The sequence below is a fragment of the Polyangium sp. y55x31 genome (genome assembly GCF_029946505.1).
Taxonomy (GTDB): Bacteria; Myxococcota_A; Polyangia; order Polyangiales; family Polyangiaceae; genus Polyangium.
Genome location: NZ_JARZHG010000006.1, coordinates 1 through 20583 on the forward strand (window position 1 = coordinate 1; position 20583 = coordinate 20583).

Sequence of the window (20583 nt, forward strand, 5' to 3'; positions counted from 1 at the left end):
GCCGCCGCGGCCACCGCCGCCGCCGCCGCCGCCGAAGCCGCCGCCGCCGCCGCCGCCGAAGCCACGGCCGCCGCCGCCGCCACCCTCACGCGGGGGGCGCTCCTGGGCCTCGTTGACCTTGAGGGTGCGGCCGTCGAGCATCACCCCGTTGAGCTGCGAGATGGCGTTCGTCGCCGCGCTCGCCGAGCCCATCGTGACGAACGCGAAGCCACGCGGCTGACCGGTCTCACGGTCGGTCGGCATCGCAATCTCGCGAACCTCACCGGCAGCCGAGAACGCCTGCTCGAGGGTCTCGCGGGTGGTGCTGTAGGAGAGGTTGCCTACGTAGAGACGATTTCCCATGACATGATGCTTTCACGGCTTCCTTCGCGCGCGGGCGCGCCATCTCTGCCGACCATTCGACGAAGCCGTAGCGATCGAACGGGGACGTGCCGCGCGGGTCAGTCCGCGCTAGCACACGCTGCGTCTGCCAGTCGTTCGAGGCGAGCCACGTCCCCCTCCGAGTGGAGGGAGGAAAGAAAGCGTCGTGTCGAGGGCCAGTGACGTTCGTGAGGCGCCTACCGTACCCCGACGCGCTCAAGGTCGCAAGCCTGTCGCCGCCTTTTCTCGGGGACGCTGGAGCCCCCGTGCGGACGGAGATCGCAGAAGACGCGGAAACCACGGGCGGAGGCGAACGTGGAGGAGGCGGCATCGTGTGCGACCTTCCGGGTTCGTCCGGGAACGAAGTTCGTCATGCCAATCCCAGCCGCTCCCGCGCACCCTTCACGCCGAAGATCGTGCCCCCACCCGGCGGGACGATCGGCGCGAGCAGGATCGACGCGAGGATCGCGGCGAGCGCGAGCGGCGCGTTCGGATCGTCTCCCTCCCCGACCTCGCTCGACACCTGCCACACACGCCTGCCGCGCTGCACGAGCACATCCATGCCCGCGCCGCCGATCGCCGCCGCGCCCGCCTCCGCCGCGGCGCGCGCCTCGGGCGCTTCCTCGACGGGCACGGTCACCACGAGCACGCGCGCGGCCGCGCGGAGCCCCTTGCGCTGCACGAGGACGACCGCCGCGTCCGCCCGAGGCGCTTCGCCGTTCGGATAGGCCTTCGGCTGCAAGAGCTCGAGCCCGACGCCGAAGAACGTGCGGGCCTTGTGCGCCCAGAGCGCGATGTCGACGCGGGCCGAAGGATCGGGCGCGAGCAGCGTGTACGCGCTCGCTACGGGGAGCGGCTCGATCGGCAAGCTCGCCCATCCATTGCGGTCGACATCCATGCCGCACGATACGCCGTACGGGGCGGCCGCGGTATCGACATTACGACCGCAACGTGGCCTCGTCCGCCCGCGTCTGCGCGAGGAGTCGCTCGATCCGGGGGGCCATGACGTTCGGCAAGGTCTTGCCGATTTCGAGCGCGCGCTCGAAATGGCGCCGCGCCTCGGCCGTGCGCCCGCGGCGGAGCGCCGACAAACCGCGGGCCTCCGCCACCTCCAGTCGCTCCTGTCCCACGGAAAACTCGCGCGAACGCGCCTCGAGCGCGTCCCACGCCGCGTCGTCCGCGTCGCTCGTGGCGAGCTCCAGCATGACGCAGAGCACGTCCTCCGCCGGCACGGGCAGCGTCGGGCCCGCCTGCTCCCGGATGCGCGCCGCGGCCTCGCGCGCGCCCTGGAGGTCGCCACGAAAATGCCGCAGGCGCCCGTCGAGCAGCGCGATCACGGGCCGCGGCGCACCTCCCGTGTGCCGCACTTCGAGCGCGAGCGCGCGCGCCGCGTGGGGCTCGGCCGCGTCGAGATCGTCCCAGAGGTACAGGTACTCGCCGAGGTTGTGGTGCGCGGCGATCTCCAGCCAGTCCTGGCCGAGCTCGCGGCCGAGCCAGGCGACCCGCTCGAAGTCGGCGACCATGCGCGCCTTGTCCCCGACGAGTGCCGCGAGGAACGCCCGCGCGTTGATCACGCTCGCGAGATGGAGATCGTCGCCGTGCGACTCGCACAGCTCGATCGCACGTTCGATCGCCCGCTCGGCCTCGGCGAGCCGGCCGAGCGCCGGCAGCACGAAGCCGAGCATGAAGAGCGCGACGATCCGCGGCTCGTACGCGTCGTCCCCGATCGCGTCCGCCACCTCGATCACGCGCTCGAAGAACGGGACGGCCTCGGCCTCGCGGCTGAAGCGGAGGAGCGACAAACCCTGGCCGAGCAGGAGGCGGGCGAGGAGCGCGGGCGGAGGCGATTCCGGGAGGATCGCGAGGGCCGAGACGACGCGCGTGCGCGACGCCTCGTAGTCGGCCATCCAGTCGAGGACCGTGGCCTGGTCGAGCAGGATCTCCGCCTCCGTGAGGTGATCTCCGGCGGCCGCGTCGCACGCGAGGGCGAGGTCGTCGAGCGCGTCCGGATACCGGCCGAGCCGATAACGCATGAGGCCCCGTCCCCGGAGCGCGCGCTGCCGCAAATCGAGCGGTTTGTCCGGGCCTTCCGCGCTCGCAGCCGATGCTTCGAGGGCGCGCGTGTAGCAGCGCTCCGCGTCGAGCCAGTCGTGCCGCGCCCGCGCCGCGTCGGCGAGCGCCAGATACGCTCGTTCGCCGAGGGCGCGCTCGCCCGCGTGCGTCGCGTGGTGCGCGAGCTGCGCGAGGTGACGCTCGTCGCCGCTCGGCGGCGAGCGGCCGTCCCAGCCCGAGGCTTGCTGGAAATACGCCGTGGCCGCGAGGTGAATGCGGGCGCGCTGGGCCTCCGGCACCGACCGCGCGATCGCCTCGCGCACGAGCGCGTGCCGGAACGCATAACGGCCCGATCCGTGGCGCGCGAGCAGCCCCGCGGCGATGAGCCTCTCCGAACCGACCCGCGCGTCGAGCGGAAAATCCCCGCCCGCGTTCATCCGATCGAGCCGCCCGAGCACGCCTTGCATCTCGGCGACCGTCACCTCCGCGCCGAGGACGGCCGCGAGGCACGCATGCGCGCGCGCTCCGGGCGGCAACGCGTCGAGCTCGCGGTGCGCGAGCCACTCGATGAGCGGCAGATCCGGCAGATCGTCGAGCTCGTCGGTGGCGAGGAAAAACCCGCTGCCCGAGGGGTGCTTCCGGACGATCCCCTGCGCCTTGAGGCCCCGCACGAGCTCGACGAGCAGGAGCGGCACGCCCTCGGCGCGCGCCGCGATCCGCGCGACCGCCGACTCGGGCACGTTCTCCGCGGGCCGCAGGAGCTCGCGGCAGAGCGCGGCGGCGCTCGCAGGATCGAGCGGGCCGAGCCGATGCACGGCGCGGCGATGCGCGCGCGCGCCCCACGACGGGTGATCCTCCTCGAACGAGGGCCGGCCGAGCACGCACACGAAGAGCGGCGCGCGCGCCTCGGCACGCGCGGCGAGATCGAGGATGGCGAGCGTCGCGTCGTCGGCGAAATGCGCGTCGTCGAGGATCACGCAGAGCGGCTCTTCGAGCGCCCTGCGCCGGAGCGCCTCGCCCACGCTCGCCGTGAGCAGCGTCCGGAGCGCGCCCGGCGCGGCCTCGATCGCGTGCAGCGCGGAAGGACCCGTGATCGGCGCGCCGCTGCCCTTCGAGATCCACCCGAGCGAGAGGGCCACGCTCGCGCCGGCCTCGGCGTGACGCGCGGGGCCGAGCCTCGCCGCGAGCAGCTCCCGCCCGCCGTCTTCGGGCGCCTCGTCGGGCAAGCCGAGGGCGCGCCGCAAGAGATCACGCACGCTCCCCGCCGCGCCGTGCACCGGCTCGTGCGCGGAGAACACGACGAGCCGCGTCCCCGGTAAAACCTGCCCGAGCCGCTCCAAAAGGGCGCGCTTGAGGAAACTCTTTCCGCAGCCCGCTTCCGCGAGCACGACGGCGACCGCGGGCAGCGACTCCTGGATGGCCTGCCGCCCGAGCTCCGTGAGCGCGTCGAGCACGCGCTCGCGCCCGGAGAGCGGGATCGCGCCGCGCGACGAGGTGACTTCCGTGACCTCGCCCGACGACGTCGGCGGCGTCTCCTCGAGGCCGCCGTCGAGGTCCGTGGGCAGACGCTCCGGCATGACGCCGGAGGCTTCGAGCACGGCGCGGGCAGCCGCCGAGAGCGAGACGCCGAGCGGCGACGAGGGCTTCGGGAACCGGTCGTCACGGGCGATCCGCGGCGCCAGGATGCGGCGTGATCCATCGGGCCCGAGGTGGACCGCGACGGCCGCGAGATCGAGCCCCACGCGCTCGCACGCGCCCTGCTCCGTGAGCGCGCGCGCGGCTTCGAGGGCGCGCCGCGCGGGGTTCTCGTCGACCTCGTGGCCGAAGGCCGCGACGTACCTGCCCGCGGAGGCGTGGACGATCTGCGCGCCGAACGGCTCGAGCGCGCGCCGGAGGGCGATCGCGTCGAGGCTCGACTCGAAGCAGGCGATGCACACGACGCGCCGCTCGGCCGTCTTCGGCGCCTTCGTGCCGGGCGGCGGCTCGAGCGTGGGCACGGCGAGCACGAGCTGCTCCTCGCCCGGTGAAGCGAGCGCGGCGGCGAGGCTCGCGCGCAGGTACGTGGCCGACGGAGGTCGATCGGCGGGAGCCTTGGCGAGGCAACGGAGCACGAGCTCCTCGACCGAGGGAGGGATCGATCGCGCGAACGGCGGCGGCGCGACGGCCGACGGGGGCGGCGGCCTCTGGCTCGCGTGGCCTTCGCGCACGATCGGCGCGGGGCCGAAGAACGGCGGGCGCCCCGTGAGCATCTCATACAGCAACACGCCCATCGCGTAGATGTCGGCGCGCGTGTCCTCGCCGCGACGGCCCTCGCACGACTCGGGCGCCATGTACTCGCTCGTGCCCACGATCGCGCCTGCGGCGGTGAGTGCGGCGTCCGCCGTCCACAGGCCACGCGCGATGCCGAAATCGAGCAGCACCGCGCGTTTGCCCTCGGCGTCGACGAGGATGTTCTCCGGCTTGAGATCGCGGTGCACGTAGCCCCGCGCGTGGATGGCTTCGAGGGCGCGCAGCACGACGAGCCCGAGCACGATCGCCTCGCGCGCCGGAAGTGGCCCCGCGCGGGCGAGCAGGTGATCGGCGAGCGTCCGCTCCGCGACGAACTCCATGACCACGTACGTTCCCGCGGAGGCGTGCTCTTCCAGCCCGAAGAAGGCCGGCACGTGGGGCGGGCCGACCGCGCGCATCACCTCCGCCTCGCGCACGAGGCGCGGCGCCGCTTCGGGTATGTCCGGGTGCGCGAGCTTGATGGCGACGCGCTCGCCGTCGCCTTTGCGCCGCGCCGCATACACCACGCCAAACCCCCCGCGGCCGAGCGTGCCCGTGACCTCGTAGCCGGGAAACACCGGCGCGGCCGGCTCGGGGGGCTCGGGCGCGCTCGCATCCGGCGCGCCTCTTCCATGCTCGGGGCAACCGTCCACGGGCACGCGCCGCCCGCATGCGAGGCACCGGATGCCTCGCCTCGGGCCGAGGGAAACGGGCCCCTCGTCGAGCGGCGCGCCGTGGACGAACGTCATTGCAGGAACACCGTCACGACCTCCGTGGTCTTACGAGGAGGGCTCACCGTTCCATCGTAAACGCATTTCGGACGAAATCCATTGTTCGGATCGAGCGAATCACAAACGGCGTCGCACGAGCCGCGGCGCGCGATGAGGCCGCAGCTCTCGATTCCGTTCGGGCCGACATGCCCGGCGGCGCAGTCCCGCATGAGGCTACGGACATAATCCGTGTTCGGAACGTGCACGCAGGATTGCAGGTACGGCGTGGGCGCAAACAGATTCCCCCAAAAAGCCCCCTCCTCTTTAGGATAGCTGTATCGTTCGACGATCCCCGCGTGCTTGATTGCGTCGTGGGGGGCGCGCATCGAGAGCGTGACCGTCACGCCATACCAGTTCGTCCGTGCCGCAAGGCAAGCCGAGACCCAGCGTTGCCCCGTCTCGTCGAGCGGCCCGGTCGCCCAGGACGGCGCGAGCCCGAGCTTGCCGACGTACGTCTCGGTCTGCGTCATGCCGAGCTCGTCCGTCCACGTCACGGTGAGCGACTGGGACGGATCGAAGGCGCAGCCCACGGCATAACGCATGAACATGCGCGACATATGTCCCGCCTCGCCCGGGTCCTGCAGCGCGGCGAGCGAGCTCGGGCTCATCGCCGCCGGCGTCAACGCGTTCGGCTGGATCGCGTTCGGCTGGATCGCGTTCGGTTGAATGGCATTCGGCTGGATCGCGTTCGGCTGGATTGCATTGCCCTCGACCAGGGCCATCTCCGCCACGTCCTCGACGGTCCCTTCCTCCTCGTATACGCCCTCCGCGTCTCCGCAGCCCACGAGCGTCCCCAACGAAATCATCAGCAAAGCGAGCGTGTTGCGTCGCATGTTTCCCCCCCGACCCCTCCACGAAAACGAAAAATATGAAATCAAGAAGAAAGCCGGCGCTATTCTAGCACCGGAAAAGAACACACGAACCGAAAACGCAGTGGGTCGAAAAAGAGCGCCCCTGCGCGTCCCCGCCCATCCGTCCGCGACACGCGATCACGAAAATCCGTCGTTCTCGTTCGTAGATGATGCGCTGATGATGCGCTCAAATTCCGCTCGCCTGCGCTCGGAGCCGCGCGGGACGTGCTATCGTATAAAAATCTCCGGTTTCTCTGATTTCCGCGGAATTCGACGCACGGTTCGAGGACGGAGAGCAGGGGGGCATGGGCCATGGCGGGAAGGAACGATAAGACCACGCAGCCTCATGGCAAAGCCAGGGAGAGCGCACGATCGGGTGAGCTTCAGGCGGGGACGATCCTCGGGGATCACGTGATCGAGGAGCTCGCCTCGTCGGGCGGGCACGGTTCGGTGTATCGCGCGCGCCACCGCATCAAAGGCGGTCGCGTCGCGATCAAGGTGATGCACCCGGCGCTCATGGCGCTGCCGCGCATGGCCGAGCGATTCGTGCGAGAGGTCGAGGTCATTCTGCGCCTCCACCACCCGAACATCGTCGAGGTGCACGAGCTCGGCACGTTGCCCGACGGCACCCCGTATTACGTGATGGAGTACCTCGAAGGCACGACGCTGCGCAATTACCTCGGCGCGCGCGGCAGGCTCGCGCCCGAGGAGGCGCTCGCGACCCTCGAACCCGTCTGCGCCGCCCTCACCGTCGCGCACGAGGCCGGCATCGTGCACAGGGACGTGAAGGCGAGCAACATCATGATCTGCGAGGGCCCGCCGCGCGTGGTCAAACTGCTCGATTTCGGGATCGCGAAGATGCTCGCGCCCGAGCCGGGCCGGGCCGGGCTCACCTCGATGGGCCAGCAGCTCGGCACGCCCTCGATCATGGCGCCCGAGCAGATCCTTTGTGGTCCTATCGACGCGCGCACGGACATTTATGCGCTCGGCGCGCTCCTGCACGTCTTGCTCACGGGGCGCCCGCCGTTCGAATCGAATGCGCACGAGGGCCTCGTCGAGCAACACCTCGCGGCGCCGCCGCCACGACCGAGCCAGCGCGCCCCCGTGAGCCCCGCGCTCGACGCCATCGTGCTCCGGTGCCTCGAAAAGAAGCCCGACCGGCGATTCGAATCCGTGGGCGCGTTCCTCGAAGCGCTCCGCGAGGCCGTGCGCGCCGGCCGATCCGAGGAGACGGCCCGCGCCGAGGCCGAGCGGCGCGCGGTCGGGATCCACGTGGATCTGCGTTTTCCCGAGGGCGCGGACGAGGCCGACGAATCCCTCGTCACGGCGCTCGCCCATACCCTCGAACGCGCCGAGGAATGCATGCGCTCGGGCGGCTTTTTGCTCGCCACGGTCACGAGCACGCAGCTCCTCGGGGTCAAGCTTCTCTCGGCCGATCCGGTGCACGCGAAGACCGAGCGCCGCTCCGCCGTGCAGTTTGCCCTGACGCTCCACGCCGCCCTGCAGCAGCAGGACGAAGGGAGCGCGGTGCACGCGAACGTGGCCGTGCATGTGGACGCGGTGAACGTGCGCCTCGCGTCGGAGATGGATATCGCCTCGGGCAACCTCGCGCGCACGGAGACGTGGGCGCCGCGGGGCCACGTGGACGGGCTCGCGGCGACCGACGCCGCCATCGAGGGCCTGAGCGGCAGCGCGGGCGGGTTTTTCCTCGAAGCGGGGCCGCCCGGCTCGACGATCGTCCGGCGTGCCTCGACACGCCGCTCCAAGCCCTCGCTCACGATGGTCTCGGGTCAGGGCAGGCCGGACACCTGAGCCGCAGCAGGGATCTCCCGCCGCGGCGGCAATCTCCAATCGATTTCGGGTTTTCCAATCGAGCGCAACGCCGCGTTGATGGCGGAGAACGGCCTCGTCCCGGAAAAACTCCGCACCGAGAGCGGCGAGGGGTGGCCCGTCTTGATGATCGGGTGCCGCGAGGCGTCCACGAGGCGCGCCTTTTTTTGCGCGTGCGCGCCGAAGAGCGCGAAGACGACCGGCTCTTTTCGCGCCGAGAGGGCCGAAATCACGCCGTCCGTGAACGTCTCCCAGCCCTTGCCGCGGTGTGATCCCACCTCGCCGGCGCGCACCGTGAGGATGGTGTTCAGGAGGAAGACGCCCTGCTCGGCCCAGGGTTCGAGGCAGCCGTGGTCGGGGATCTCGAAGCCGGGGATGTCCTCGCGCAGCTCGCGGAACATGTTGGCGAGCGAGGGCGGGATCCGTTGGGAGTGACAAACCGAAAAGCAGAGCCCGTGCGCCTGCCCTTTGCCGACGTAGGGATCCTGGCCGAGCAGGGCCACACGGACCTTCTCGAACGGGGTTTTCTTGAACGCATTCCACACCTCGTCTTCGGGCGGAAAAACCTCGTGGTTTTTCCGCTCTCCGTCGACGAACGCGGCGAGCTCGGCGAACGAGGGGCGCGAGAGCTCGTCCGCGAGGACGTTTCGCCAGGAGCGGGGCAAATCGATCTTCATGACGTGGACACGGCGCATCGTAAGGCATCACGACGGGTTTGGCCAGGTGGAACCGCCTCGAACCACGAAAGCGCGCCGCCGGAGCGGCCCGCGGGCAGGTGCGCCCGGACGAACCCTGCCATTTTCTCCGGAATGACCGCGATCAAGCCCGCCTGCCTCCCGCGGTCCGCGTGACGAGCCACATGATCCCGAACACGAGCGGCCACGCCGCCGCGCCCGCGTAGGCGGCCGCGCGAAGCGAGAGCCAGATCCCCGCGATCCCCGCCGTGATCCCGCCCGAGAACGAGCCACACAAAAGATGCGCCGGGATGGCCGGCGAGGCTTTGACGCCGCGGCGCTGCTGGTAGGGCGCCACGATCACGGCGAGCACGAATCCCTCGAGCGCGCCCGCGAGGGCGCCGAAGAGCGCGGCGAGGAAGGGGGCGTGTTCCATGGCGAACCCGGGCGGCCGTGCGGCGATTGTATCGCGGACGGCGCCGTCCTTGCCGAAACATCGAGCCGTCCGTTACGATGACCCTCCCCCGCGCTCCGCCAAGGCGATGCCCCAGCTCAAAGCCCTGCTCGAGAACCTCCTCCGACCCGACGTCACCGAGATCGCCCTCGCCACGGGCCGAAATCCCTGCGTCAAGATCGGCGGCGTCTACGAGATCATCGACCGGAAAATCCTCTCGTCCGACGACATCCTGCAGATCCTCACCACGGCCGGAGGCAGCCGCCACATCGAGAGCCTCGGCCCAAAGCCCGTGCAGTGGGGCTGCCGCGTGGACGGCATCGGCCCGATCGCCATCGCCGCCGTGCGCAACCCGAACGCCGTGCAAGCGAGGCTCACGCGGCTCGCCCAGGATCCACGCACGGCCGGCGCCTCCGCCGTCCCCGCGCCAAAACCCACGCCGATCCAGCCCGTCCCCGCGCGCCCCGCGGCGCACGCAGGCCCGACGAAGCCGGGCAGCCCGTCGGAGCTTTCGTGGAGTGATCTCAACGAAGACGCGGCTCCGCAGGCGCCCGCCCCGCCGCCCCAGGCCACGCTCCCGACCGCGGAGAAGATCGCCGCGGCGGCGCCCGTGATCACCGCGTCGTCCTCGTTCGAGCTCGATCTCGACGAGAGCCGCCCGCTCGCGCCCGCGCGCAAGGACACGCCGCGCCCGCACAACTTCGCCATCACGCTGGACGATCCGGCCGACCCCACGCTGCTCGCGGCCGCGGCGAGCGTCGCCCATTTCGCCGCGCTCGCGCTCGACGACGTCCTGCTCCGGGCGCGCGCGGACGGCGCGAGTGACGTGCACATCGTGGCGAGCCGGCCGCCGCTCCTCCGCATCGGCGGCAAGCTCCTGCCGAAGGGCCCCGTGGTCGAGCCGCAGGCCCTCGAGCGCATGCTGGAGTCGCGTATCCCCGAGCGCCTGCGCGCGCAGCTCGCGCTCGACGGCTCCTGCGATTTCGCGCTCGACGATCCACGCTTCGGCCGCTCGCGCGTCAACGTCACGCGCCAGCGCACCGGCCTCAAGGCCTCGTTCCGCCTCGTTTCGCGGGAGATCCCGACCCTCGCCGAGCTCGGCCTGCCCGACGCGATCGCGCTGGCGACGCGCCACCACCAGGGGCTCATCGTGATCACCGGGCCCACGGGGCACGGTAAAACCACGACGCTCGCGGCCATCGTCGACATCATCAACAGCGAGACCTCGCACCACATCATCACGGTCGAGGACCCGATCGAGTACGTCCACCCGCGCAAGAAGGCGATGATGAGCCAGCGCGAGGTCGGATCCCACACGCGTACATTTCAATCGGCCCTCAAAGCATCTCTCCGCGAGGATCCGGACGTCATCGTCGTGGGCGAGCTGCGCGACACGGAGACCGTGCGCATGGCGCTCTCCGCGAGCGAGACCGGGCACCTCGTGCTCGGCACGATGAACACGCCGAGCGCGGCGAAGACCATCGATCGGCTCATCGACCTCTTCCCGCCCGGCGATCAACAGCAGGTGCGCGTGACGCTCGCCGGCGGCCTCCGGCTCGTGGTGAGCCAGCGCCTGCTCCCACGACAGGACGGCCCCGGCATGATCGCCGCCGCCGAGATGCTGCCCGGATCCGTGCCGCTCTGGAACCTCATCCGCGAGAGCAAGACCTGGCAGATCCCGAGCCTCCAGCAGCGCGGCAAGGGCTTCGGCATCGTGCGGCTCGACGACTCGCTCGCCGAGCTCGTCCGCGCCGGCAAGGCCTCGCTCGAAGACGCGCTGCTCGTCGCCGAAGCCCCGGACGAGCTCGAAGCCGTGCTCGCGGGCAAACGCGCGCCGGCCGCGCCGCCGATACCGCCCGGCGAACCACCCAAACCCGCGGAGCCCGAGGCGAACAAGGGACTGCTCGGGCGCGCCGGCGCGCTCTTCGGCAAGAAGGGAGGCGCGTAGTGGCCCGCATCGACCGGCTCTTCGACGAGCTCCTCGCGAAGAAGGGCAGCGACCTGCACCTCGGGGTCGGTTATCCGCCGCTCCTCCGCGCGCGCGGAGAGCTCGTGCCGCTGCGCGATACGCCCCTCGACACCGCCGAGATGGAGGAGCTGCTCTTCGAGATCACCTCGGCCGAGGAGCGCGCCAAGATCACGAACGAGCTCGACCTCGATTTCGCCTACCAGTACGAGGACAAGGCGCGCTTCCGGGCGAACTATTTCTACAAGATCACGGGGCTCGCCGCGGTCTTCCGCATCATCCCCACGAAGATCCTCACGCTCGACGATCTCGGCTGCCCGCCGGTCGTCCGCAAGCTCTCGGACAAACGCAGCGGGCTCTTGCTCGTCACGGGCCCGACGGGCAGCGGCAAGTCGACGACGCTCGCGGCGATGATCGATCACATCAACACGACGCGGCCCTGCCACATCCTGACGATCGAAGACCCGGTCGAGTTCGTGCACCAGCCGAAGATGTCGCAGGTCACGCACCGCGAGGTCGGGCCGCACGCGTCGAGCTTCGCGGCCGCGATTCGCAGCGCGGGCCGCGAGAACGCGGACGTCATCCTCATCGGCGAGCTGCGCACGAACGAGACCATGAAGCTCGCGCTCCAGCTCGCGAGCTTCGGCGTCCTCGTCTTCGGCACCGTGCACACGAACAGCGCGGCCGCGACGATCGACCGCATCATCAACGCCTTCCCCGCCGACGAACAGCCGCAGGTGCGGGGCATGCTCGCCGAGAGCCTCGTGGCGATCGTGGCGCAGCAGCTCCTCAAGACGGCGGACGGCAAGGGCCGCGTGGCGGCGCACGAGATCCTCGTGGGTTCGTCGGCGCTCGCGTCGATGGTGCGCGAGGGCAAGACGTTCCAGATCCCGAACATCATGCAGGCGGGCCAGGCGCAGGGGATGCAGACGATGGATATGGCGCTCGAGCGGCTCGTGCAAAAAGGGACGATCTCGCCGGAGGTCGCGCTCGAAAAGGCCATCGACAAAGAGAGCTTCCAGAAGGTCGTGGTGCAGCGGCTCGCGGGGGGATGATGCGAATCTCGCGGAGAATCGGACTCCTTGCGATCGCGGCGGGCTCACTGCTATCGCCCGCCGCGGCGTTCGCGCAGCAAGTCACGCCCACGCCCACGCCCATGCCGACGGGTCCGTCGCAGGCCACGTACACGCGGTATCGCGGGCGGGAGGTCTACTGGGGCTCGCTCGGGTTCGGCGCGCGGTTCGCGACGCAGTACAACATCCCGCGCGGGAAGTTCGCGATGGGCGGCGGCGCGGTGATCCGCATGCATCCCATCTCGTATCCGTCGAGGCCGGCGAGCTACATGCCGCTCGAGTTCGAGTTCGACATCGGCTACGACCGCTATCTCGGGGAAAACCATTATGAGCTCAGTTATGGCGGATCGTTTATCCTTCACCTCGCGTCGGGCGCGTGGCAGCCGTACCTCCTCGCCTCGGCGGGCCGGTCGCTCGGTCAGGTGGACGCGGGGCGCGACACGCGGTGGCACATGGGCGGTGGATTCGGCGTCGCGTATCGGACGAGAAAGGTTTCTCTGGGCGCCCAGGTGAGAGGCGGCGGGTACGTCGTCCCGGGAGCGGGCGGCCCCCTCGGGGCCGAAGGGTTCGTCGAGGCGAAGCTCGTGGGGGTCGTTTATGTCTTCTGAGCGCCGCCCTGGAAGCGTTTGTGTTCGCCTGCTGCCGGCGCTGATCGTCGTCTCGGTCGCGGCGACGAGCCAGATGATCTCGGTGCCCGACGTGCACGCGACGGGGCCGATGGGCACGGGGATGAAGCCGCCGCCGCCGCCTCCCCCGCCGCCTCCCCCGCCGCCGCCGCCTCCGCCACCGCCGCCGCCGCCTCCTCCGACGTGGTATCCGCCGCCGCCTCCGCCTCCGCCTCCGCCGCCTCCGACGTGGTCTCCGCCGCCTCCGCCTCCGCCTCCGCCTCCGCCACCGCCGCCGGTGTATACGGCGCCGGTGACGCCCACCACGCCGTCGAAGAGCGGCCCCCCGCCGATCGGCGGGGGCGGGCCGGAATTCGCCATGTCCGGGCGGTTCTCGTCGCTCTGGATGGTCAACCGCAATGAATTCGGGATTGGCGGCGGTGGCGGGATCCGCTTGTACGGAGGGTATCTCGAGCTCGAGCTGGAGTTCGGCTACAACAGCTATTTCGGCATCGATCGCACCGACATGCCGCTGCTCTTCAACACCTTCATCTTCTATCGTGAGGACAAACGCCTCCAGCCGTACCTGATCCTCGCCTCGCTCGGCGCGTCGTTCTCCGAGGAGAACAACAAAAAGGACGTGCTCTTCCAGGGCGGACTCGGGTTCGGCCTTGCCTGGCGGCCCAAGAACTGGATCGCCTTCATGGGCGAAGCGCGCTTCAGCCTCGCCGATTCCGCGGAGCCGACCGTCGCCGGGGACGGGATTGCGGAGTTTCGGCTGTATTCGGTCGTCTACCCGTTCTGAACGTCAGGGCTTTTGCGCCGGCTCCTGCGCGGGCGCGGGCGCGAGGAGGCGCTCGCCGCGTACCGGCGCGCTGAACGTCGGGAGCGTGAATTCGACGCGGAAAATCGGGACGACGTCGCTCCACACCGCGCCCTGGCCCTGCGAGGAGTCGAGCGAGACCTGCGTGCGGGCCCCGGAGCGCGCGCCGGTATCGCTGTATTTTACGGCGTACGTGAACGTTCCCGCGTCCTTGCCCGGCCGCTCGCCGAGGCCGAATCCGTTCATGCTCATTCCTTCGAGCTCGTCCGTCGAGCGATACACGGGGCGTCCGCCGCACGTCACCGAGAGATCCACGACGCTGCCCTTCTCGCCATTGCCTTCGAGGGTCGAATCCACGACGCAGGCGGCGCCGGCGCCGAACGGCAATCCATTCGCGCGGGTGACCTTGCCCTCCCAGCGCGCCGCGACCTGACGCGCGGGCGCGGGCGGCGGCGCGGGAGGCGGGTCGGTGCGAGGCGGCTCTCCGGGGGGGACGGGCGCGTTGACGACCGCGGGCAAGGCGACGGGCTCGTGCGGGCGCGGCGGCGCGTCGACGACGAAGAGCACGACGGAGCCCGTCATCGCAAGCAGCGCCGTACTTCCGATGAGGACGGGCACCACGAGGGAGCTCTTTTTCTTCGGCGGCGCGCCCCGGAGCGCGGCGAGCTCGCTCCGAAGGGCTTGCAGATCCTGCTCGGCCTCGCGCATGCGGCCCTCGATCTGCTCGATGCGCGCGCGTTTCTCCTCGGCCGTCTGCTGGGACCTGCGGGCGTCCTGGAGGTCCTGCTCGAGGCCCTCGATTCGCCCGCGAAGGGCGTCTCTTTCATCGCGGTAGGTCATGCCTGCGCTCCTCGGAGGACGAGATTGTACGCTTTGCAGCGCAGCTCGTCACCCCGAGGAGCACGAGGGCGGCGAAGCTCAGGGGCAACGGCCGGCTTCGTAATAATTCGGGCCGGTCTTGCGGATCCACGTGGGCAGCACGTTGTTGAGGCCGAGGTTCTGGTTCGAGCCGACGGCGCACGCATAACTGTTGAATGCGCCGCAAACGACCGCGCGCCCCTTCTGCACGTGGTAATAGTTTCCTTCGTAAAACTCCTCGCAGACCGGGGCGGGGCCGCCGCCCGTGCCGCCGCTACCGCCGCTTCCGCCGCTTCCGCCGCTTCCGCCGCTTCCGCCGCTGCCGCCGCTTCCGCCTGCGCCGCCGGTCCCGCCCGTGCCGCCCGTGCCACCCACGCCGCCACTGCCGCCGGTCCCGCCACTGCCGCCGGTCCCACCGGTGCCGCCCGTGCCGCCGCTTCCGTCACCCGGCACGCCCTGGTCGAGGCCGAAGAATTGGCCAATGCGATACGCCGAGCAAAGATTGACATCGAGGATGTACGCGCCCGCGGTCCCGCACCCGCCCGCCGCCGCGAATCCGGGGTCGACCGGGGTCCCGTGGCTCATGTTGGGGATCGACCAGTATTCGACGACCGTCTCCCCGTTCGCGTCGCGGTATTCCTTCCGCGTCGCGCCGTCGATCGTCCACGTCGCGTCGGCCGTCGCGTCGACGCCGTGCACGTTCGTCCATTGCTCGACGAGCTCGGTCGCGTTGAGCGGCTTCACGATGATGTCGCTCGTGCCGTGCCAGATCGAGACCTTCGGCCGCGGACCGACGTATCCCGGCGCCGCGTTCCGCACGGCATCCCCGAGGACCGTCGCCGTGCGATCGACGCCGCCCATGCATTTCGTGAGATCCGCCGAGCCCGCGGCGCAGCGGTACGGAATGCCGCCGATGATCGCGCCGCCCGAGAAGACCTCGGGGTACGTCGCGATCATGACCGCCGTCATCGCCGCGCCCGCCGACAGGCCCGTCACGAAGACGCGCTCGTCGTCGATCGAGACCTGGCCCTTCATCCAGTCGACCATCTGCTTGATCGAGAGCGCCTCGCCCTGATCACGCACGATGTCGCCCGTCTCGTACCAGTTGAAGCAACGCGTGCTGCTGTTCGCCGATTGCTGCTCGGGGTAGATCACGTGGAACTTCCACGTATCGGCGAGGCCGTTCCAGCCCGCCTTGACGTAATCGAGCGCCGATTGTGTACAGCCGTGCATCACGACGACGAGCGGCGCGTCCGCGCCCACGCCCGCCGGCGAATACGTGTACATCTTCAGGTTGCCCGGGTTCGAGCCAAAGCCGGCCACGGTCGTGAGGCCCGAGGCGTCGGTCGCAAGGTTGTCGGCGAGCATTTCACCGTCATCCGAGGGGGTGCCGAGGCAACCGGCGCCGAGGGCGACGAGGGCAACGAGGGCAAAAGCAGAGCGGGTCATCGTGCGCGACATGGGTCTTCTCCTTGGGTGTCCGGGGTGTTCGGAGAGGACCCATGAGCAGGCGGCATGCCACGACGCAGCGCCCTGGTTTTCGCGCAAATTCGCGGGAAATGGCCCCGGGGCGCGTCACGCGCGTCGCACCGGATCCCGGCGCCGGGGGGCGTCACGCGTGACGCAGGGAGGTCGAGGTCAAAACGCGCGGGCCGTGGCCGAGCCCGAAGGCGCGCTCGTGCCGCGAGAGTTCGCCGCAGCCACCACGTAAAAATACCGGGTGCGTGAGACCACGCTCGTATCGACCCAGCTCGTGGCGGAGACGGTCGCCACGACGTTGTACGGGCCACCGATGGCCAGGCCGCGCCGAACCTCGTAGCGGCTCGCGCCGTTCGAGGCGACCCAGGACAACGTGATGCGCCCCGGGCTCGCGGCGGCCGCGAGCGAGGTCGGCGGCGTCGGGTCCGGAATGGGAAAGGTCCGCGTCACGGGCGTGAGCCAAAGGAGCGGGTCGCGCGCCTCGCGCTTCTGCTCGACGTGGATGAAGGCGCCGCTGGCGGTCGTGGCGGCGGTGTTGCACACCATGTCGGTCGTCACGCCATTCAAGAATCGCCCCTCGACGTTGTCGGTGGCGTTCAGCCCGCATGTGCCGCTGCCGGGCATCTTGACGCTCCAGGTCGGGTTCGTGGCCTCGGCCTCGGCGTCGAGCGTACGCACGAGCGCGTCCGCCGCGGGCGCGCTCGCGAGGCCTGGCGAGATGTACACCGTGACATCCGGGCACGTGTCGGTCCCCATGCCGTGCCATTGCACCTGGTGATGCCGGCGGGAGCCGTAAAACGCGGAGATCTCGCGTGACGCCGCGTAGAACATGCCCCCCGCGTCGTGCGCGCAATCTGCCTTCCGGTAGTCGGCATCGCAAGCCTGCGCCGCATTCGCATTGCGATGCGCACCGCAGAGCAGGAAGCTCCGCGAATCCGTTCGCTTGAAGATGTCGATGGCCTGGAGCTCGGTGTCGACGTCCGCGAGCGGGTGCGGCGCCTGGTGCGAGAGCTCGCGCGAGGCGGTGGGGTCCACGATGAACGTGCCCCAGCCTCGATCCACGACGCCGTCGCCGTTCGCGTCGCGGACCTCCATCAGCACGCAATACGCCTTGCCGTTCTCGACGTCCCTGAACGTCCGGAGATCCATGACCGGCGCGATGTTCGCCCCGAGCGCGAAATCGCAATGTCCGTTCAGCATGCGCGACACGGCCGCGCGGAGCTCGGTGAGGGCCGTGGCCGACGGCGCGACGTACCCCTCGGACCCCGATTTCGGCATGGTATCGCGGATACACGCGGCGAGCTCGCGGAGCGTCTCGGCCGGGCGGCATCCGACCTCGGCCGTCGCGATTGCGGACGCGGCGACGCCGATGGCATGCGCGTCGGCGGATCCGTCCGTCCGGACGAACGAATCCTCGTATCCGCACGAGGCCATCCCAATGGTCACGACGAACGCACCCGTCCCCTTGCGAATGCCACGCATACACCCCTCCCGTCGCACACACCATCTGCCACATCGTCGCAGGATGTGCTCGCCGCACGGAGATCCGTGCCAGTCAGGAGATTCTTTGGGCCGAGGGACGGATACGTTTTACAGGACGAACAATCTCAAGGCGTGCAGTACGGCCCCTGTCCGCCCACGATCAGGCACATCCCCGTGACGACCACGGAGCAGCTCGCCGCGCACGACGGCTTGCAGTCGGCCGCCTGGAACGCCTCGACCGCCGCGACGAAGCCCTGCACCTCGGCGCTGCCGCCGGCCTTCACGAACGAATGGCAGCCGCATTCGTCCGTGACCTTCTCCGCGCACTGCCCCGACGCGCCGAGGACGCACGACTTCGCCGCGATCCGCGCGGCCTCGACGTCCGCCTGCAGATCCGCGCAATCGGGCCCGCCGCTGCCGCCCGCGCCGCCCGCGCCGCCGGTGCCCGGGCCCGCGTCCGCGGACGCAGGCGCGCCGACCTCCCAGTCGTATACGCAGCCCGTCACGAACGCAGAAATCGTGGCGCAAAGGATGATCACGCAGCGCGTTATACCAGGGACGGGGGACACGAACGGGCACGTTACCAAGAGAGGCGCGCGGCCGCCAAGCGTTGCCACGGCAAACGTTTATCCGGGACGCTCTTCGCGGAGGGCTCTTGTGGTAGGCTCGGGCCCTCATGCGACGCGAGCGCTCGCACGGCCGGATTTCTTTTGCCCTCGCCGGAGCCGCGCTCGTGCTCCTCTGCGTGGCCACGCGCGACGCGGCCGCGTCGGACGCGGCAACCGAGGCGAAGGCGGCCTACGATCGCGGCGCGACCGCTTACGAGCGCGGCGACATGACGACAGCCGCGCGCGAGCTCGCCCGCGCCGATGCGCTCATGCCGAACCCCGTGGCGCTCGCGTCGGCGCTGCGGGCCGCGATCGAAGGCGACGAGCCGGTGCTCGGAATGGAGCTCGCGACGCGCGCGTCCGCGCGGGGCGACGATGCGGCGCTCGTCGATCTCGCGCGCACGGCACGCGCGCGCTTCGGGGCCCGCGTGGGAAAGCTCCGCGTGGTTTGTCCGGGGGCGTGTCGCGTCTCGGTCGACGGCGCGGCTTTCGAGGCGAACGAGGAACGCTTCGTGCGCGCGGGCGTGCATGTGGTGGTGATCGAGCAAGGCGCCGCGCGTGAGGAGATCCCGACGGAGGTCTCCGCCGGCGCATCTCTCACGGTCACGCCGAAACGCCCGCCCGATACGCAGAAGATCACGAACGGATCGCGTCGACGCTCGCCCGTGTGGTTCTTCGTGGGCCTCGGCGCGACGGTGGCTTCCGGCGCGGCGCTCACGGCGTCGGGTCTGCAAACCAAGGGACTCCACGACGACTTCGTGGCGCGCGGGTGTCCCGGCCCCGCGGCCCCGAGCGATTGCCGTGGGATCGCGGGGGACGGGGAAGGCGCGCAGGTCCGGACGAACGTGTTCGTGGGCCTGACGGCCGTCTTCGGCCTCGCGACCATCCCCTTGGGCCTCTTCTCGTTCGGCGGCGATGACGAGCCGGCGTCCGCTCGTTTGTCCTTTGAAACCCAGCCCGGCGGCGGCGTCGCCAAGGTCTCCGTGTCCCTGCCGTGAGCGCCGCGCCGTCCGCTGCAATCGCCGGCTCCCCTCGTTACGAGCCGCTCGTGAAGATCGCCTCCGGCGGCATGGCGACGGTGTACGTCGGCCTTCTGCGCGGGCCGCTCGGCTTTCAGCAGATCGTGGCGATCAAGCGGCCGCACGAGCACCTGCTCGAAGACCCCGGCTTCCGCGAGGCGCTCGTGCGCGAGGCGCAGATCGCCGCGCGGATCCACCACGCGAACGTGGTCGACGTACGCGACGTCGAGCTCGCGGGCGCGTCGATCCAGCTCGTCATGGACTACGTCGAGGGCGCGTCGCTCGGGCAGCTCATGGCGGCCGCGGGGCGCGCCGGGCGGAGGCTTTCGCCGGGCGTGGTCGTGCGTATCGCGCTCGACGCATGCGCGGGGCTCGCGGCGGCGCACGCGCTCGCCGACGACGAGGGCAGGCCGCTCGGGCTCGTGCATCGCGACGTGTCGCCGCAGAACATCCTGGTCGGGCTCGACGGGGTCTCGAAGATCACGGATTTCGGCGTGGCGAAAGCAGAGGACGATTCCCGCGCGCCGACGACGGTGGGCACGCTCAAGGGAAAGGTCGGGTACATGGCGCCCGAGTACATCCGCGGCGAGCGTCCGGACGCGCGTGTCGACGTGTTCGCGATGGGCGTGGTGCTCTGGGAAGCGCTCGTCGGCAGGCGCCTGTTCAAGGGGCAAAACGAGGGTCAGGCGCTCGATCGTGCGCTCCGGGAGGAGGCGCCGCTCCTCAGCGTGGTTTTGCCGGAGCTCGGCGACGCGCTCGACGTGGTGGTGCAGCGGGCGCTCGAAAAGGACCCGGCGGCGCGATTTCAAAGCGCGGACGAGTTTGGCGCGGCACTCGAAGAAGCAGCGCGTCGCGCGGGGTATTTCGCGAGCGCGGCGGAGGTGTCGCGGGTCGTGCGGGAGACGGTGGGCGACACGCTGGCCGAGCGGCGAAAGGAGGTTCGCGCGAAGCTTTCGGAGCTCGGTTTGCCCTCGGTACGCGCGCCGTCCGCGTCGATGTTGGAGGTCGCGACGCCGCGGAACGAGGTGGCCGTCGCGGAGGCGACGACGCACCAGTTGGCGGCGCAGGAGATAGCGGCGACGCCTGCGAAAAAGACGCGGCGCGGGGCGGCTTTGGGGATTGCTGCGGCGGTGGTGACGGTGGCGGTGGGTGTAGGCGTTTTCGTGTTTGGCAGGGAGAACACCGAGGAGACGGGGGCCGCCGGCGCGACCGCTGCCGCTACCGTTCCCGCTCCCGCTTCCGCCGCCGTTCCCGCTCCCGCTTCCGCCTCCGCTTCCGCTGCCGCTGCCGCTCCCGCCTCCGCTTCCGCTCCTGCCTCCGCGCCGAGCCCCGCGCGCCCAAAACCCACCCAGGCCGCCACCGCCAAACCGAAGAGCCGCCTGCCTCCGAACCCCTACGCCAAATGAGACTC

The 20583-nt window shown here is 70.5% G+C and carries 17 protein-coding genes; 7 read left to right on the forward strand and 10 right to left on the reverse strand.

What is annotated here, in order from left to right; genetic code table 11:
- From QHF84_RS13660 to QHF84_RS13675, 4 genes are all read right to left on the reverse strand, one after another.
- Nucleotides 1-342, reverse strand: a 342-nt coding sequence (locus QHF84_RS13660; protein WP_281313710.1) for an RNA-binding protein, incomplete at its 3' end; no start/stop codon positions are given.
- Nucleotides 343-730: 388 nt separating this feature from the next.
- Nucleotides 731-1258 carry a hypothetical protein gene (locus QHF84_RS13665; protein ID WP_281313711.1) on the reverse strand — a complete coding sequence of 176 codons (528 nt, stop codon included), beginning with the start codon at nucleotides 1256-1258 and terminating at the stop codon, nucleotides 731-733.
- A 40-nt stretch (nucleotides 1259-1298) separates the two neighbouring features.
- A complete protein-coding gene (locus tag QHF84_RS13670) occupies nucleotides 1299-5429 on the reverse strand; it encodes a serine/threonine-protein kinase (RefSeq protein ID WP_281313712.1) in 4131 nt (1376 codons plus the stop codon).
- A complete protein-coding gene (locus QHF84_RS13675; protein ID WP_281313713.1) occupies nucleotides 5426-6283 on the reverse strand; it encodes a hypothetical protein in 858 nt (285 codons plus the stop codon). Before QHF84_RS13675 ends, QHF84_RS13670 begins: the two co-directional genes overlap by 4 nt.
- 330 nt (nucleotides 6284-6613) lie before the next feature.
- On the opposite strand from QHF84_RS13675, the gene QHF84_RS13680 reads away from it, so the two are divergent.
- A complete protein-coding gene (locus QHF84_RS13680; protein ID WP_281313714.1) occupies nucleotides 6614-8113 on the forward strand; it encodes a serine/threonine-protein kinase in 1500 nt (499 codons plus the stop codon).
- Here QHF84_RS13680 and ung read toward each other — a convergent pair.
- Entirely contained in the window at nucleotides 8092-8808 is a 717-nt protein-coding gene (ung, locus tag QHF84_RS13685) for a uracil-DNA glycosylase (protein WP_281313715.1), read from the reverse strand. The two genes, QHF84_RS13680 and ung, sit on opposite strands and share 22 nt — an antisense overlap.
- Before the next feature lie 142 nt (nucleotides 8809-8950).
- Nucleotides 8951-9241 (reverse strand): hypothetical protein, encoded by a 291-nt coding sequence (locus QHF84_RS13690; protein ID WP_281313716.1) that lies wholly within the window; start codon nucleotides 9239-9241, stop codon nucleotides 8951-8953.
- A gap of 106 nt (nucleotides 9242-9347) precedes the next feature.
- Here QHF84_RS13690 and QHF84_RS13695 point away from each other — a divergent pair, with 106 nt between their 5' ends.
- The 4 genes from QHF84_RS13695 (at nucleotide 9348) to QHF84_RS13710 (ending at nucleotide 13708) form a co-directional block, all read left to right on the forward strand.
- Nucleotides 9348-11207: a PilT/PilU family type 4a pilus ATPase gene (locus tag QHF84_RS13695; RefSeq protein ID WP_281313717.1), complete on the forward strand. Its 1860-nt coding sequence runs from the start codon at nucleotides 9348-9350 to the stop codon at nucleotides 11205-11207.
- The gene (locus QHF84_RS13700; protein ID WP_281313718.1) at nucleotides 11207-12280 is read left to right on the forward strand and encodes a type IV pilus twitching motility protein PilT; all 1074 of its coding nucleotides are present in this window, start codon (nucleotides 11207-11209) and stop codon (nucleotides 12278-12280) included. Before QHF84_RS13695 ends, QHF84_RS13700 begins: the two co-directional genes overlap by 1 nt.
- 101 nt (nucleotides 12281-12381) lie before the next feature.
- Nucleotides 12382-12906: a hypothetical protein gene (locus tag QHF84_RS13705; protein WP_281313719.1), complete on the forward strand. Its 525-nt coding sequence runs from the start codon at nucleotides 12382-12384 to the stop codon at nucleotides 12904-12906.
- A complete protein-coding gene (locus tag QHF84_RS13710; RefSeq protein WP_281313720.1) occupies nucleotides 12896-13708 on the forward strand; it encodes a hypothetical protein in 813 nt (270 codons plus the stop codon). Before QHF84_RS13705 ends, QHF84_RS13710 begins: the two co-directional genes overlap by 11 nt.
- 3 nt (nucleotides 13709-13711) lie before the next feature.
- Here QHF84_RS13710 and QHF84_RS13715 read toward each other — a convergent pair whose 3' ends face one another.
- From QHF84_RS13715 to QHF84_RS13730, 4 genes are all read right to left on the reverse strand, one after another.
- Nucleotides 13712-14566 (reverse strand): hypothetical protein, encoded by an 855-nt coding sequence (locus tag QHF84_RS13715; RefSeq protein ID WP_281313721.1) that lies wholly within the window; start codon nucleotides 14564-14566, stop codon nucleotides 13712-13714.
- Between the two features lie 78 nt (nucleotides 14567-14644).
- A complete protein-coding gene (locus QHF84_RS13720) occupies nucleotides 14645-16045 on the reverse strand; it encodes a PHB depolymerase family esterase (protein WP_281313722.1) in 1401 nt (466 codons plus the stop codon).
- A 177-nt stretch (nucleotides 16046-16222) separates the two neighbouring features.
- A complete protein-coding gene (locus QHF84_RS13725; RefSeq protein ID WP_281313723.1) occupies nucleotides 16223-17545 on the reverse strand; it encodes a fibronectin type III domain-containing protein in 1323 nt (440 codons plus the stop codon).
- A gap of 125 nt (nucleotides 17546-17670) precedes the next feature.
- On the reverse strand, nucleotides 17671-18084 hold the full coding sequence (locus tag QHF84_RS13730) for a hypothetical protein (RefSeq protein ID WP_281313724.1): 414 nt from the start codon (nucleotides 18082-18084) through the stop codon (nucleotides 17671-17673).
- A gap of 137 nt (nucleotides 18085-18221) precedes the next feature.
- On the opposite strand from QHF84_RS13730, the gene QHF84_RS13735 reads away from it, so the two are divergent.
- Both QHF84_RS13735 and QHF84_RS13740 read left to right on the forward strand, forming a co-directional pair.
- On the forward strand, nucleotides 18222-19151 hold the full coding sequence (locus QHF84_RS13735) for a hypothetical protein (protein ID WP_281313725.1): 930 nt from the start codon (nucleotides 18222-18224) through the stop codon (nucleotides 19149-19151).
- Complete coding sequence (locus tag QHF84_RS13740) at nucleotides 19148-20578, forward strand: serine/threonine-protein kinase (RefSeq protein WP_281313726.1); 1431 nt, start codon at nucleotides 19148-19150, stop codon at nucleotides 20576-20578. Before QHF84_RS13735 ends, QHF84_RS13740 begins: the two co-directional genes overlap by 4 nt.
- Nucleotides 20579-20583 lie beyond the last annotated feature (5 nt).

What these genes read in the sequence shown, in the direction of transcription:
- QHF84_RS13665 (WP_281313711.1), bottom strand. Translation starts at nt 1,258, where the DNA reads ATGGATGTCGACCGCAATGGATGGGCGAGCTTGCCGATCGAGCCGCTC.
- QHF84_RS13670 (WP_281313712.1), bottom strand. Translation starts at nt 5,429, where the DNA reads ATGACGTTCGTCCACGGCGCGCCGCTCGACGAGGGGCCCGTTTCCCTC.
- QHF84_RS13675 (WP_281313713.1), bottom strand. Translation starts at nt 6,283, where the DNA reads ATGCGACGCAACACGCTCGCTTTGCTGATGATTTCGTTGGGGACGCTC.
- QHF84_RS13680 (WP_281313714.1), top strand. Translation starts at nt 6,614, where the DNA reads ATGGCGGGAAGGAACGATAAGACCACGCAGCCTCATGGCAAAGCCAGG.
- ung (WP_281313715.1), bottom strand. Translation starts at nt 8,808, where the DNA reads ATGAAGATCGATTTGCCCCGCTCCTGGCGAAACGTCCTCGCGGACGAG.
- QHF84_RS13690 (WP_281313716.1), bottom strand. Translation starts at nt 9,241, where the DNA reads ATGGAACACGCCCCCTTCCTCGCCGCGCTCTTCGGCGCCCTCGCGGGC.
- QHF84_RS13695 (WP_281313717.1), top strand. Translation starts at nt 9,348, where the DNA reads ATGCCCCAGCTCAAAGCCCTGCTCGAGAACCTCCTCCGACCCGACGTC.
- QHF84_RS13705 (WP_281313719.1), top strand. Translation starts at nt 12,382, where the DNA reads ATGCCGACGGGTCCGTCGCAGGCCACGTACACGCGGTATCGCGGGCGG.
- QHF84_RS13710 (WP_281313720.1), top strand. Translation starts at nt 12,896, where the DNA reads ATGTCTTCTGAGCGCCGCCCTGGAAGCGTTTGTGTTCGCCTGCTGCCG.
- QHF84_RS13715 (WP_281313721.1), bottom strand. Translation starts at nt 14,566, where the DNA reads ATGACCTACCGCGATGAAAGAGACGCCCTTCGCGGGCGAATCGAGGGC.
- QHF84_RS13720 (WP_281313722.1), bottom strand. Translation starts at nt 16,045, where the DNA reads ATGTCGCGCACGATGACCCGCTCTGCTTTTGCCCTCGTTGCCCTCGTC.
- QHF84_RS13725 (WP_281313723.1), bottom strand. Translation starts at nt 17,545, where the DNA reads ATGCGTGGCATTCGCAAGGGGACGGGTGCGTTCGTCGTGACCATTGGG.
- QHF84_RS13735 (WP_281313725.1), top strand. Translation starts at nt 18,222, where the DNA reads ATGCGACGCGAGCGCTCGCACGGCCGGATTTCTTTTGCCCTCGCCGGA.